The sequence below is a fragment of the Streptomyces sp. NPDC036813 genome, from assembly GCF_055609245.1.
The window spans coordinates 128,923-142,994 of sequence record NZ_JBVJPV010000005.1; the positions used below are offsets into that span (position 1 = coordinate 128,923).

Here is a 14,072-nt window from a genome sequence, read left to right on the forward strand (position 1 = left end):
CCCGTGGCCCGGGTGGGCCGGACTCATACCGGCGCACAGCAGGAGGACTCGTCGTAAAGCACGCATGAATGTTTTCATACGTCTTGCAAAGAGGACGGCATATATAAATACTGCTCGGGGCCGTACACCGCCCCCTCCGCCGCCGTCCCCTACCCGCGACGGCGAGGGGCAGTCCGGTCGGGCGTCTCACCTGTGCGAGCGCCCGTGGTGGCCCCGGTCATCCCCTAGGCCGGGGCCGCCCCACCCCTCGAACCACCGCACCCGACGCCGGAAGCGACGATCATGGCCCTGACGACGACGCGCATCAGCCCGGACTGGCCGTGCCAGGTGAAGACCCCCGGCTCCTACGACTGGGAGCGCTCGGCCGTGCGGTGGCTGCGGGAACTGGTGCCGGCGCGTTACGCCGGCTACCCGGCGCTGATCCGGCACCCGGTGCTGCTCGCCCGGCACGCGCAGCTCCAGGTCCAGCAGGAGATCCGCGTCGCGCGCACCGCGCTGCAGACCGCCCGCGCCGACCTGCCCCGGCTCGGCCTGCCGGAGTCGGTCATCGAGCACACGATCAAGCTGTACGCGGCGGAGGTCCTGCAACTGCAGCACATCGCCCGCAGCGTCCGCGCGGTCACGGAGGCCCTGACGGGCCCGCGCTGACACATAGGCTCCACCCCCGGTGCGCGGCCCCGGCCGACCCGGCCTCGCGGCCCGACCGACCACTGCCTCGCGACCCGACCGGCCCCCGCCTTGCGGTTCGACCGGTATCCGCCTCGGGGTCCCGGCGACCTCGGCCCGCGACCGCGGCGCGCGGTCTATACGCCCGCCGACGTGAACGGGCCGGGTGGCGCGGCGTACGGCCTGAGCGCTCGCCGACGCAGTGGCCCGCGTGACCCCGGCGCGCGGTTCGGGCGCCCGCCGATGGAACAACCCACGCGGCCCGGGCGTACAGCCTGAGCGGCCGCCGACGGAACGGCCCGGGGGGCGCGGCGTGCGGGCCGAGCGCTCGCCGACGCAGCGGCCCACATGACCCCGACGCGCGGATCTGGCCGCCCGCCGAGGAACAACCCGCACGGCCCCGGCATACAGCCTCCCCGCCCGCCGACGTGACGGCCCCGGTGGCGCGGCGTGCGGCCGGGCCAGGGTCCGGCCGGGCGGCCTCGCCCTACGACCCGCTCCGCCGGCAAGTGCGCCGGGTGGCCCCACGGTGCCCCGGCCTGGTGCCCCGCCGGCGGATCAGCCCAGGCGGCCTGGCGGACGGCCGCCACCCCGGGTCCGGCCGACCGCCCTCGCCGTACGCCCCGCCCGCCCCGGGCAAGGGTCCCTGGCGGCCCCGCGCGCGGCCCGCCCCGGGCGAATTCGCCACGCACCCCGGCCGTGCGGCCCGCCCGGGCGAGGCCGCCGCGCACCCCGTTGTGCGGCCCGCACGCCCCCGGGTGCGCCGCGCGCCCGGGGTACAGGCGGCTCCGCCGCTGCGCGCTCTCCCCCGGGCGACACGGTGCCCGCGCGCGGCACCGCCTTCCGAGGCGGGCACCGACGCCGTACGGCAGCCTCGCGTGGCGCACCGAGCGCGGCATCCGCTCGAGCCGCGCTGGACGGCCGCACCGGGGCCTTCGGGGTGCCGCCCGTCACCGGGCGCGGCGCCGTACGGGCATGCGCGGGGCGACCCGTGGCGCGCATGGGTGGGGCCAGGCGTGGGACACGGGGGGACCATGAGGTACCCACCGCGAGCGGCGACGACCATGAGTGCCCCCCACGGGCGGCGTCCGGAACCCGTCACCACCGTGTTGACCTGGCAGGTGCGGCCCGGGCACGAGCAGGAGTTCGAGGAGTGGACGCGGGGGGTCTCCCACTGCGCCCGGCAGTTCCCCGGCAACGAGGGCGTCGCCTGGCTGCGGCCCGCGGACGGCGGGCACCGCTTCCACGCCGTGCTGCGCTTCAGCGACACCGACCGGCTCGGCGCCTGGCTGCGTTCCGACGAGCGCGCCGGCTGGCACGAGCGGATCGAGAGCATCGCCACCGAGGTCAGCAGCGAACGGCAGTCCACCACCGGCCTGGAGACGTGGTTCCGCCTGCCCGGCACCAGCGTGCAGTCCCCGCCCCGCTGGAAGATGGTGCTCACCACGTTCCTCGGCGCCTACCCCTTCACGCTGCTGATCCAGTGGCTGGTGTCCCCGCGCACCGCGGCCTGGCCCCTGCCGCTGCGCGCCGCCGTCTTCCCCTTGGTGCTGCTCCCGGTGCTGACGTACCTGGTGATGCCCCTGCTCAGCCGGGTGCTGCGACTGTGGCTGTACCCCCCGCCGGACCGGTGACGGCGATCAGGTCGCCCCAGACCGCGAGCGAAGCACCCCTCCTGTGCAATGCTCGAGGCGTGACGAGCGAACCGGCCCTCCCCGCGGAGTCCGGAAACGTGCCCGACCTGGCGGCGCTGAGCCGGGTCGTGGCCCGTCAGCGTGCCGAAATGGACCGGCTGCACGACATGGCCGCGACCTCGGCGGTGCTGGAGCGGGCCAAGGGTGCTGTCATGGCGCTGACCGGCTGTTCCCCGGAGACGGCCTACGAGGAACTGCTGTACCGGGCCAAGGCCGCCGAGCGCACCCTGCTGGAGGAGTGCTGGATCACGCTCGGCACCCTCGCGGCACCGCCGCCGCCCCCCTCGCAGATCAGGCGGTCCGGCGCCGGGACCCACCTCGCCGAGACCTCGGAGGAGCCGCCGGCGCTGCACGACGACGCCGCCGCGCTGGCCCGGCTCGGCCGCGCCCTGCTGCGCGTGCACAGCCCGCAGGGGCTCGCCGCGGTGCTGCTCCGGCAGTTGCGGCGTCGCGTGGACGCCACCGCGATCATGATCTACCAGCGGCTGCACGCCGGCGGTCTGGAGCTGATCGGGCAGGCCGGCCTGGACGAGCTCACCGCCACCCAGTGGCATCATGTGCCACCGCTGCGCGGAGTGGCCGCAGGGGACAGCCTGGAGGCGCAGCAGGAACAGTGGCTGGAGGACATCGAGACGGCCGGCCACACCCATCTGCTCATCGGTGACCCTCCCGAGCGGTGGCCGACGCGCGCCTGGCTGCCGGTGCCGGTCGGCGGCCGGGCGGACGTGGTGATCGGCGTCCTGTGCGGACGCGCCGGCCCGTTCAGCGACGCCGACCGGGCCCATATGCGGGCGGTCGCCCGGCTGTGCGCCGGCCGGCTGCGGTCGCTGGACGCCCCCCGCGAACCCTCCGTCGACGCGGCCGCCGACGTGGTCCAGGGCGTGTTCGAGACGCTGCCGGGCGCGGCGCTGCTGCTGACCCCGCTGCGCTCGGCGTCGGGCGAGGTCGAGGACTTCCGTATCGACGCCGCCACGCCGCACGCGGTCGACGCCGTCGGGCGCACCGGACGCGAGCTGGTCGGTCTGCGGCTGCTGGAGTACCGGCCGAGCGTGGCCGGTGAGCAGCTGTGGCAGGGCTGTCTGCGGGTGCTGGCCACCGGCGAGCCGTACGAGGGCGAACCGCTCGCCCACCGCGTGGTGGCGGGCGGCGTCGCCGAACTGGTCACGTCCGCCCCGCGGGTGGCCCGCCTGGGCGCGGGGCTGGTCGTGAATTGGGTCCGGCACGACCCCTCCGACCGGCAGGAGCAGCGGCTCGCGGACGTGCAGCGGCTGGGCAACCTGGGATGGGCCAACTGGAACCTGGTCACGCACGAGGCGACCTGGTCCGCGCAGACCTTCACCGTGCTCGGCCGGGACCCCGCGCGCGGGCCGGTGCGGCTGGCCGAGCTGCCCTCGCTGGCCGTGCCCGAGGACATGCCCGCGCTGGCCGGAGCGGTCGGGCAGCTGCTGCGGGACGGGCAGCGCTTCGACGTGCCGTTCCGGGTGCGCACGCCAGACGGGATACGGCATCTGCGGGTGGTCGCCGAGGCGGTGGCCGACAGCAGCGGCGTCCCCGTGGAGGTGCACGGCTTCGTGCAGGACCTCTCCGCGCGGCGCAACGCCGAGCTCGCTCTGGTGGAGAGCGAGCGGGCGATGCTGACACAGCACGGTGTGCTGCAGGCCGAGCGGGCCCTCGCCACCCGGCTGCAGCACGCCCTGCTGCCCCTGCCGCGCACCCCGGTCGATCTCGCCGGGCTGCGTGTCGAGATCGCGTACCTGCCCGCGCAGTCGGGGCTCAGCGTCGGCGGCGACTGGTTCAGCGCCATCGAACTGCCCGACGGTGACGCGCTGTTCGTCGTCGGCGACGTCGCCGGGCACGGCATCGACGCCGTGGCCACCATGGCGCAACTGCGCTTCACCGCCAAGGGCATGATCAGTACGGGGTCGTCGCTGACGGGGGCGCTCGCCCGGCTCAACCGGCTGCTGCTGCACTCCCGCGATCCGCACGGCACCGCCACCCTTATCCTCGCCCGGTACCGGGCCGAGGGCCATCGTCTGGTGTGGGCGCAGGCCGGACATCCGCCGCCGATGCTGCTGCGCGACGGCCGGGCGCACCCCCTGGAGCGGCCCGCGGGCATGCTGCTCGGGGCCACCGACACGCCGTACTACGAGGAGGCCGAGTGCCGGCTGCGGCCGGGTGACCGGCTGGTGCTGTACACCGACGGGCTGGTCGAGCGGCCGGGCGAGTGCATCGACCTGGGAATCGGCCGGTTCGCGGCGGCGCTCGAGACGGCGGCGCCGACTCCCGCCGGCACGCTCGCGCCGCTGCTGGCCGCCCTGCTGGAAGGCGAACGGCGGGACGACGTGTGCGTGGTCGACATCCGGGTGCCGGAAGACTCCGACTGAGCTCGGGGAGGCGCACGGCACTCAGTACCCTGCATTGAGGGTACTGAGTGCCAAGATGGCCGCCCAGGTGTTACGTTCCGTGCATGAGTTCCAGTAGTGCCGCCTCCGGACGTGAGGAAAGGGCGGAGGCCGGCGCGCGGCCGCCGATGCGGGAGGCGCTCGTCGCGGCCGCCTTCCGGCTGTTCCTCGAACGCGGTTATGAACAGACCACCGTGGACGACATCGTGACGCTGGCCGGTGTCGGACGGCGGTCGTTCTTCCGCTACTTCCCGTCCAAGGAGGACGTGGTCTTCCCCGACCACGAGCGCTGCCTGGCGGACATGACGGCGTTCCTCGCGGCGAGCGAGGAGGGCGACGAGCCGGTGCGGCGGGTGTGCGACGCGGCCCGGCTGGTGCTGGGGCTGTACGCCGAGAATCCGGCCTTCTCCGTGCAGCGCTACCGGCTCACCAAGCAGGTGCCGGGCCTGCGCGCCTACGAACTGTCCGTGGTGTGGCGCTACGAGCGGGCCCTCGCGGAGTATCTGCGCGGGCGCTTCGCCGGCCGGCCGGACGGCATCCTGCGGGCGGACGTGATCGCGGCCGCCGTGGTGGCGGCGCACAACAACGCGCTGCGCTCGTGGCTGCGCTCGGACGGCAAGGGTGACGCGAGCGCCACCTTGGACCATGCCCTGCGCTATGTGCAGGAGGCCTTCGGCGGGCAGGCCGGGCCCACGGCCGGCGCACCGGACCGGCCCCGCGCCACCGGCCTGATCCGGCCCGCCGCCGCGCAGGCCGACGACGTGGTGGTCGTGGTCTCCCGGCGGGACGCCCCGCTGTGGCGGGTGGTGCAGGAGATCGAGTCGGCACTCGGGCGGAGCTAGCCGGGCCTTCGTTCCCTTTTCGTGGTACGCAGTACCTTTACGTGTGGCACTCAGTGCCATACGCTGAGCGTGTGCACGGTCCCCCGTGAACCGGGCACACGCGTGTGCGGGCTGCCCCGCGCACGCCGGATTCCGGCCGAGTGCAGGGAGTTGAGCCGCGTGTACCACCACTCAGGAACCGCCGTGTCCCCGGTAGCCCCCTCCGCGACGGGCGTCCTCGACCACCCGGCCGGCAGTCTCGGGGCCGCCGAGGCGAGGGACGCCCTGTTCTTCCAGCGCTGCACCTGGTGCGGCACCGCCATGTACCACCGGGTGCTGTGTCCCGTCTGCCGCGGCAGCGAGCTGCGTACGGAGCGCAGCGAGGGTGTCGGTACGGTCCGCCACTCCACGGTGGTGCACCGCAACTCCCCCGCCGCGCGCAACGTCTCCCTGGTCGAGATGGCGGAGGGCTTCGTCGTGCGGGGCCGTGTGATGGGCCCGCCCATCGGCATCCACAGCGGTGACCGCGTACGGCTGTCGACCGCCAAGGACCCGGTGCGCGGCGAGCCCGTCTTCCAACTGGTCGACGAGCCCTACCGGGCTTGGACCTGACAGAACGCCACCGCTCCGTAAGGCGAGCCACCACTTCGGCCTGGTCGACCGGCGGCTCACGAACCGGCCGGGTGAGGCCTCCATCTGCGGAAGGCTCGCCTTCCACGGCTCAGGCGCCCGTGCGTGTGCGCCGATGCCGCGCATCCGTGCGAAGTTGACCTGATCCCGTCCCTCTCACAGACAACCCACAGACAACGCTCTCCGTCCTCCGAGGCGCGAGGGGCCCCCGGGACCGACGGGGTGCCCGCGCACGGGGTTGTAAGGAGAGACCATTGTCACCTGCCCGGTTGCCACTGGCCCGGCGCATGGGCATCGCCGCCATGGCGGTGCTCGCGATGACGGCGGCATCGCCACTGGCGGCACACGCCGCCGCACCCACACGAGAGGCGCACGAGAACGCCCTTCCGCCCGGCTGGCGGATCACCGACGAGGGCACCGCACGCCACCTCGTCTGGCGTTCGGCGCCCGAGATACCCATGGGCGACGCCCGCGTGGAGTTCCACGCCGGCGGCAGACTGCTCGGCGCGCCCGCTGCGGCGCGCGACGGCCACACCTTCCGGCTGAGGCTGGACGCGGGCGACGCCGCGCGCCTGACGGACCTTCAGGTGTGGGCCGGCGGACGCCGTCTGGACGCCCCCGCCGACCACACCCGCCAGGGCCGCCGTGGCTCGCTCGCCGCCCCGCGACCGCCGGCCCCGTTGCCCGCGGGCGCCGTCGATCCCGGCACGCCGGGCTCCTACCGCACGGCCACGGGCGAGTACGACCTGCCGTCCGTGCGGCTGCCCGGTTTCAAGGCGCCGGTCGAGATGCGCGCCGTCGTCGTCGCGCCGACGGCCGCCCGCGGCCCCCGACCGCTGGCCCTGTTCCTGCACGGCCGCCACGCCACCTGCTACAGGGGCGCGGACGCGACCGGCGACTGGCCCTGCCCGGCCGGCACCAAGCCCATCCCGAGCTACCGCGGCTATCTGCGCGACCAGCAACTGCTGGCCTCGCAGGGATATGTGACGGTGTCGATCTCCGCGAACGGCATCAACGGCCAGGACTGGGAGGCCGAGGACGGCGGCGCACAGGCCCGCTCCTCGCTGGTGCGGCAGCACCTCGCCCGCTGGGCCGACTGGGCCGCCCACCCGGCCGCGGCCCCGGCGGCGGTCCGCAAGGCGCCGAAGGCCGACCTGTCGAAGGTCCTGCTCGTCGGGCACTCCCGCGGCGGCGAGGGCGTCAACCGCGCCGCGATGGACAGCCTCTACCCGCCGCCCGCCGCCCAGGACGGCTACCGCGGCCCGGTCCGCTGGCACGTGCGGGGCACGGTCCTGATCGGTCCGACGATCTTCGGCCAGAACCCGGTGCCCGACGTGCCCTCGGCCACGCTCCTGCCGGGCTGCGACGGTGACGTCTCCGACCTGCAGGGCGAGGTGTACGTCGACGGCACACGCGGGGTCAGCCGCGGCCGCGCGCTGCACAGCGCCGTCTATGTGGCCGGCGCCAGCCACAACTTCTTCAACACCGAGTGGACGCCGGGGAAGGCCCAGGCGCCCGCCGAGGACGACTTCTTCGACGACCCGGACCAGAAGGACCCGGTGTGCTCGCCGGGCAGCCGCACCCGGCTGACGGCCGACCAGCAGCACCGGGCCGGTTCGACGTACATCTCGGCGGCGGCCCGGCTGTTCGTCGCCGGGGACGACCGGGTGCGCGAGCTGCTCGACGGCACCGGGCGGCGGGCGCCGTCCGCCGACCCCGCGCGGGTGCTGACCCACGCGGTGGGCGCGCAGCGCGGCGCCGGATTCCTGCCCGACGGCACGGTGGGCGTGACCGGCGCCCGGCTGTGCTCGGCGGTGGACCCGAGGCCCGCGGTCGCCTGCCTGGGCGAGGACGCCCGCGGTGCCTCGCCGCACTTCGCCCGGTGGGAGACCGGCCGGGAGAGCGGACGCCGCGCGGTGGCGCTGCGCTGGTCGGCGCCGGGGATCCCGGCCCGTGTGCAGCCTGCCGCGCCGCTGTCCCTCACCGGTGCGCCGTCGCTGGCCCTGCGTGTCATGGTGCCGCCGAACAGCAGGGGCACGCAGCTCGACGTCGCCGTCACCGACACCCGCGGCCGGCGGGCCGTCCTTAGCCGGGTCACCGTCGACGGACTGCCCGGCAGCGACCGCACCGCCTCGTACTGGGCGCGCGAGCTGCGCGTCCCGCTCACGGCCGCGAGCCGTGCCGGAGTGGACCTGCGGCAGGTCAAGTCCCTGGAGCTCACCCCGCGTTCGCGCGCCGGTCAGGCCTGGCTGATGGACGCCTGGGCCTGGCGCCCGGGCACGCCCGCGGTGCGGGAGGCCCCGCTCGCCCGGGTCGACCTCGGCCGGCTGTCGGTCAAGGAGGGCGACTCGGGCGTACGCACCTACCGGGTGCCGGTACGGGTGTCCGGGCACGGTGGCGGCCAGGTGCGCGTGTACGTCATGGACCCGGTCACCGGTGAGGCCAAGGACCGGCTGGTGACGGTCCGTCCGGGCCGCGACGGCATCGCCGTTGCGGTCCAGGTGAAGGGCAACAAGCGCTTCGCGTACGACGTGACGCACGACGTCGTCGTCAAGGCGGTCCACGGCACCGTCGTCGGATCGCACCGCGGCGGGGTCACCGCGGTGAACGACGACCCGATGCCGAAAATCTCGGTGACCCCGGTCGCGGACCGGGTGACCGAGGGTCAGACGCTGCGCTGGAAGGTGACGCTGTCCGAGCCAGCGGACGCCGAGATCGGCGCGTCGTTCTCCGTGGTGCCGGTGACGGGCGGACCGGAGCTGTCCACCAAGGACGTCGACCCGGCGTGGCTGCGGGACGCCTCCGGCGCCGAGCCCGACCCGGAACGGCCGCTGTCCCAGGTCGAGTACCTCGGCGTGTGGGCGTCGGTGCCGGCGGGCACAACGAGCACGGAGGTGTCCGTGCCCACCGTCAAGGACACGGTGTCCGAGCCCGCCGAGTCCGTGCGCCTGGCGGTCACGGACGACTCGGGTACGCCGCTGCCGGGCGGTCCGGTGCTGACCGGGACGGTCCTGGACGCGTCGTAGCCGACGACAGGCGCCCTGGCCGGCCGCGCGCGGTGCGGCCGGCCAGGGCTCACGGGCGACGGGTCCGCCCGCCGGGACCTCACCGGCTCACGGGTTCAGCGTCACCCGGATGCCCACCGTGCCGTCGTGGCCGCGCCGGATGCGGCTGCCGAGGAGGGTGAGGCGGCCGATGACGCCGTACTTGCGGGCGATCAGCTGCCGGTAGCGGCCGGCGGTCGCCGCGTCCGTGATCTCGGCCGTGCCCGGCACCTGCTCCCCCGTCGGATTGCCGCGCGCGTCGCACGGTCCGACCAGGACGTCGGCGCGGGCCCTGATCCGCTTGACCTTGTAGGAGCCGGCGACGGTCCACACGCCCAGGGCGTCGCCGTCGCGCACCACCCACACGGGGGTCGGGACGGGCGTGCCGTTGCGGCGGAAACTGGTCAGCAGCAGATAGCTGCCCGCGCCGAGCCGGTCCAGAGGCGTGTCGTCGTCCATGCCGGGCAGTGTAGGGCCCTTCCTCGCCGTGGCGGCGGGGCTGCCGTGCGGCACGCCCGTCAGGACGTGACGGCGGGGCACGTGGTGCCCCGTGGGGGGACTGCCAGGTCGGTGAGGATCCGTCCACGGCGTCCTCCACTGCACGCGCCGCTGGTGACGCTGCCGTGCCCCTGGCCCTCGTAGGTGAGGAGCAAGCCGCCGCGGCCGAGCTGCCGGGCCACCGAGACAGCCCACGGGTAACCGGTTGCGGGGTCGTGCAGTGCGTTGGACACCAGGACCGGCGGGGCACCGGGGACGTCCAGGCTGTGCTGCGGGTTGGCGGTCGGCGCGCCCGGACAAGCCGCGGTCATGTGGATCGGCAGCAGGTACGGCAGTTCGGGCGCGGCCTTGTTCGTCGAGGCGACGAGGGTGGCGTACTCCCGGTAGTCGCGCACCGGTAGGTGCCAGTCCGAGCAGAAGACCGGGGTGGCCGGATGCGGTTCAGCGAGTGGTGGTGTCAGGTGTGCGGACCCGGCCGGGGCACCGTCGTCACGCCAGGCGCACGGTCGCCGATGTGGTGGATGTGTCAGGGGCTTCCCCGGGGCGGGTCGGGGTCCGCTCAGGGGCGGTCGGGGCGCAGGGCGCAAGAGGTCCGGGGGTTCAGGGGTGAGAGGCCCGTCGCAGGTCCCGGCCGGCCGGCTGGGAGTGCCGTGTCTGCCGGCGGGCGCCGGGTCGAGGCGACCGACGGGGCCTGGGCGGTGTCTCGTCGACCAGGCCGGATGAGGGCGCGGGCACCGAAATCCGCGGAGTGGCAGCGCGGCTGGATTCCGCCGTCTAGATTGCGTGCTGTCCCCGTATCGTCCCCGTTTCTCCAGGAGCCGGCCCGTGACCGACAGCCCACGCGCGCGTATCGACACCTCCCAGCCGCACACGGCCCGCATCTGGAACTACTGGCTCGGTGGCGGTGACAACTACGACGTCGACCGCGCTGCCGGCGACCAGATCCGCCAACTGCACCCGGGCATCGGTGAGTACGCCCGCGAGGACCGCCTGTTCCTGGGCCGGGCCGTGCGGCACCTGGTCACCGAGGCCGGCATCCGGCAGTTCCTCGACATCGGCACCGGGCTGCCCACCGCGGACAACACCCACCAGGTGGCCCAGCGGCACGCCCCGGACGCCCGGATCGTCTACGTCGACAACGACCCGCTGGTGCTCGCCCACGCCCGCGCCCTGCTCTCCAGCACGCCCGAGGGCGTCACCGACTATCTCGACGAGGACCTGCGCAACGTCGACGCGATCCTCGAACACGCGGCGAAGACCCTGGACTTCACGCAGCCGATCGGGCTGATGCTGCTCGGCGTGGTCATCTTCGTCGGCGACGAGGAGGACCCGTACGCGCTGGTGCGCCGCCTCCTCGACGCGCTGCCGTCGGGCAGCCACCTGGTGCTGTCGCACACCGTCACCCATCCGGCGATGCCGGACGTGGACGAGGCGGTGAAGTTCTGGAACGAGCACGGCACTCCGAAGCTCACCCAGCGCAGCCCGGAGGCCGTGGCCCGCTTCTTCGACGGGCTGGAACTGCTGGAGCCGGGTGTGGTGTCGTGCTCGCGCTGGCGTCCCGACGTGACCGACGGCACCGAGCCGGCGGAGGTGGCCATGTTCGGCGGAGTGGGCCGCAAGCGCTGAACAAGCCCGAGCCCGGCGCCGTATGGACAAGGGGCGCGCGCCGACCGGCGCGCCCCGCGGCCCGCCGGTCGCGCGTTCGGGGTTCGGGAGCCAGGCATCATGAGGCACGCACGACGACGGATCGTGAGGCGAGCGGCACGGCTGGCGGCCGCCGGTGGGCTTCTGCTGGGCGGGGCCATGGTCACGCAGGCCGTCGCCAGTGAGCCGCCGGGCCCGCCCGCGACGGCGCGCACGCTCGCTCAGCCGGCCGGGGACAGCGCGGCAGGGCTGGTGCGCCGGCTGGGCACGGGGCGTACGGCGGGCAGCTGGATCGGCGCCGACGGGCGGCCGGTCGTCGCCGTCACCGACCGGGGCGCGGCGGCCGAGGTGCGGCGCGCCGGAGCCGAGGCGAAGCTGGTCGGGCACAGCCTGGAGGAGCTGAAGTCGGCCACAGGGATGCTGCGTTCGGCGCCACGGGTGCCCGGCACCGCGTGGGCCGTGGACTACCGCACCAACGAGGTCGTGGTGCGAGCCGACCGCACCGTCTCGGCCACCGACTGGTCCCGGCTGACCCAAGTGGCCCACAGCATCGGCGGTTTCGTCCGTATGGAGCGCACGAGCGGGACGTTCACGACCCGGCTGAACGGGGCGCAGCCGATCCTCTCGACGGGCGGGCGCTGCTCCGCGGGGTTCAACGTGACCGACGGACGGGCCGACTTCATCCTCACGGCCGGGCACTGCGGGCCGAAGGGTTCGGTGTGGTTCGCGGACGCCCGGGCCACACGGCAGGTCGGGCAGAGCGTCGCCTCCGACTTCCCCGGTTCCGACTTCTCCCTGGTGCGCTACGCGAGCGGCCGGGCGGGCGAGGCGGCCGACGTCGTCGCGATCGGCGGCGGCACGGGGGTGCGGATCACGGGTGCGGCGGATCCGGCGGTGGGGCAGCGGGTGTTCCGCAGCGGCAGCACCAGCGGGCTGCACGACGGGCGGGTGACCGGCCTGGACGCCACCGTGAACTACCCCGAGGGCACGGTGACGGGGCTGATCCAGACCGACGTGTGCGCCGAACCGGGCGACAGCGGCGGCCCGTTGTTCTCCGAGGGCGTCGCGCTCGGGGTGACCTCCGGCGGCAGCGGGGACTGCGCCTCGGGCGGCACGACGTTCTTCCAGCCGGTGACGAAGGCGCTGCGGGCGCTGGGGGTGCGGCTGATCGTGTCGGCGCAGACCGCGCCGGGCAACGGGCCCTCCTCCACGGCGGCGCCTTCGCCGGCGCCCGCGGCCGCGTCGCCGGGATCACCGTCCCCGCTGGGAGGGGGCGCGGACGGCACGACGCTGTTGTCCCGGCTTGCGGACACTCGCACCGTCGGGCCGGGGCTCCTGGTGGTGGCGGGCAGCCTGGTGGCGCTGGTGGCGACCCGCTGGCTGCGGGAGGAACAGGACCGCAGGGCCTTTCGCCGGCACTACTCGACGATGTGGGGCTGACCCCGGCAGTCGGCCAGGACTGAACGGCAGCACGGTCAGCCCAGGCTCAGCAGCACCGTGGCCAGCGCCGCGCCCAGCAGTCCGACTGCCTGCCTCGGGGTGACCCGTTCACGCAGGACCGCGAGGCCCAGGATGACGGGCACGGCCGGGTAGAGAGAGGCGAGCACGACGGCGATGGCCAGCAACTGCCGTTGGGCGGCGAGGAGATAGAGGATCAGGGCCAGGGCCGCGCCCGCGCCGACGAGGAGCGACGCGAGGGCCGGCCCGGGTCGCAGGCGCGGCGGACGGCGTACCGCGCCCGGCAGCAGCATCAGGACGGCGGCCAGGCGTCCGGCGGCCACCGGCCACAGTCCGCTGTCCGCACCGGCCTGCCCGAGTGCGAGGTACTGCACGGCGACGCCGGCGCTTGCGAGCAGCCCGTCCCGCACTCCCGAGCCGGGCGCGGCCGCACCGCCGGCGACGAGCCACAGGGCGGGCACGGCCGCGGCGATACCGGTCCAGGCGACGAGTCCGGGCCGGTCCCCGAGCAGCAGCACCCCGCACAGCACGGACAGCGCGACGGAGGTGACGGCGCTCACGGGCACCACGACACTCATGGCCCCGTGACTCAGGCCACGGTTGAGGAAGAGCATGGCGAGGCCGCTGCCGACACCGGACAGCGCGCCCCAGACGAGATCGGCGGGGGCGGCGGAGGTGGCGGACGTCACCCACGCGGCCAGTAGGGCGAGCAGCAACCCGCCGGCCTGGCCGAGGAACGTCACAGCTCGGAAGGAGGCTCGCCGGGACAGCAGGCCGCCGGTGAAGTCGACGATGCCGTAGGAGAGGGCGGAGGTCAGAGCGAGAAGGGCACCCACTGGTCAGAGGGTGCCCTGAGATGATGCCGGGATGCGTGGCGGGAGGCAGGAGAGGGTCGGGCGGCGCTAGGCCGCGTGCACCGGCCGGTGGGCCGCTGCGGCCCACTCCAGGACGAGGCGCTGGTACTCCTCGCGCTGCTCGCCGGTCAGTGTCCCGCCCGACCGGAGCCACAGGGCCCGGATCTCCTCGTTGACCTCCGCGGCCGATCGCTCGGAGGCGGGTTCAACAGTGGTGGACATGCTGTGAAGCATACGGCGCCGAAGGTGAAGGCGCTGTGAGTAAGCTCGCACATACGTGACATTCCGGACGTGTCAATGATCACGTCCAAACGGGGCAACGACAGGGGGCGGCCAACCGGGCACCGCCCCCGGCGGCTGC

The 14,072-nt window shown here is 74.6% G+C and carries 12 protein-coding genes; 8 read left to right on the forward strand and 4 right to left on the reverse strand.

Translation table 11 applies throughout. The features are described from left to right. The first annotated feature begins 282 nt into the window (after positions 1 to 282). The 6 genes from ACZ67Q_RS13085 to ACZ67Q_RS13110 all read left to right on the forward strand — a co-directional run bounded on the left by ACZ67Q_RS13085 (position 283) and on the right by ACZ67Q_RS13110 (position 9,239). Positions 283 to 648, forward strand: coding sequence for a hypothetical protein (locus ACZ67Q_RS13085; RefSeq protein ID WP_471180418.1), 366 nt, complete (start codon positions 283 to 285; stop codon positions 646 to 648). Between the two features lie 1,082 nt (positions 649 to 1,730). Further along, positions 1,731 to 2,300, forward strand: a complete 570-nt coding sequence (locus ACZ67Q_RS13090) for an antibiotic biosynthesis monooxygenase (RefSeq protein WP_471180420.1) — start codon at positions 1,731 to 1,733, stop codon at positions 2,298 to 2,300. 59 nt (positions 2,301 to 2,359) lie between these two features. Then, positions 2,360 to 4,744: a SpoIIE family protein phosphatase gene (locus tag ACZ67Q_RS13095; protein ID WP_471180423.1), complete on the forward strand. Its 2,385-nt coding sequence runs from the start codon at positions 2,360 to 2,362 to the stop codon at positions 4,742 to 4,744. Between the two features lie 83 nt (positions 4,745 to 4,827). Next, entirely contained in the window at positions 4,828 to 5,604 is a 777-nt protein-coding gene (locus ACZ67Q_RS13100) for a TetR family transcriptional regulator (protein WP_471180426.1), read from the forward strand. 159 nt (positions 5,605 to 5,763) lie between these two features. After that, positions 5,764 to 6,195, forward strand: coding sequence for a Zn-ribbon domain-containing OB-fold protein (locus ACZ67Q_RS13105; RefSeq protein ID WP_471180429.1), 432 nt, complete (start codon positions 5,764 to 5,766; stop codon positions 6,193 to 6,195). Between the two features lie 305 nt (positions 6,196 to 6,500). Beyond that, positions 6,501 to 9,239, forward strand: coding sequence for a hypothetical protein (locus tag ACZ67Q_RS13110; protein ID WP_471181077.1), 2,739 nt, complete (start codon positions 6,501 to 6,503; stop codon positions 9,237 to 9,239). An 87-nt stretch (positions 9,240 to 9,326) separates the two neighbouring features. Here ACZ67Q_RS13110 and ACZ67Q_RS13115 read toward each other — a convergent pair whose 3' ends face one another. Further along, positions 9,327 to 9,716 (reverse strand): PPOX class F420-dependent oxidoreductase, encoded by a 390-nt coding sequence (locus tag ACZ67Q_RS13115; protein ID WP_471180432.1) that lies wholly within the window; start codon positions 9,714 to 9,716, stop codon positions 9,327 to 9,329. Between the two features lie 59 nt (positions 9,717 to 9,775). After that, positions 9,776 to 10,150, reverse strand: coding sequence for an alpha/beta hydrolase (locus ACZ67Q_RS13120; protein ID WP_471180435.1), 375 nt, complete (start codon positions 10,148 to 10,150; stop codon positions 9,776 to 9,778). Positions 10,151 to 10,580: 430 nt separating this feature from the next. On the opposite strand from ACZ67Q_RS13120, the gene ACZ67Q_RS13125 reads away from it, so the two are divergent. Together ACZ67Q_RS13125 and ACZ67Q_RS13130 are read left to right on the forward strand one after the other, a co-directional pair. Continuing rightward, positions 10,581 to 11,381, forward strand: coding sequence for an SAM-dependent methyltransferase (locus ACZ67Q_RS13125; protein ID WP_471180437.1), 801 nt, complete (start codon positions 10,581 to 10,583; stop codon positions 11,379 to 11,381). A 99-nt stretch (positions 11,382 to 11,480) separates the two neighbouring features. Then, the gene (locus tag ACZ67Q_RS13130; RefSeq protein ID WP_471180440.1) at positions 11,481 to 12,839 is read left to right on the forward strand and encodes a S1 family peptidase; all 1,359 of its coding nucleotides are present in this window, start codon (positions 11,481 to 11,483) and stop codon (positions 12,837 to 12,839) included. Positions 12,840 to 12,874: 35 nt separating this feature from the next. Here the strand turns inward: ACZ67Q_RS13130 and ACZ67Q_RS13135 are convergent, their stop codons facing one another. Next, positions 12,875 to 13,693, reverse strand: coding sequence for an EamA family transporter (locus ACZ67Q_RS13135; RefSeq protein ID WP_471180442.1), 819 nt, complete (start codon positions 13,691 to 13,693; stop codon positions 12,875 to 12,877). A 66-nt stretch (positions 13,694 to 13,759) separates the two neighbouring features. Continuing rightward, the gene (locus ACZ67Q_RS13140) at positions 13,760 to 13,945 is read right to left on the reverse strand and encodes a hypothetical protein (protein ID WP_471180445.1); all 186 of its coding nucleotides are present in this window, start codon (positions 13,943 to 13,945) and stop codon (positions 13,760 to 13,762) included. Positions 13,946 to 14,072: the final 127 nt, after the last annotated feature.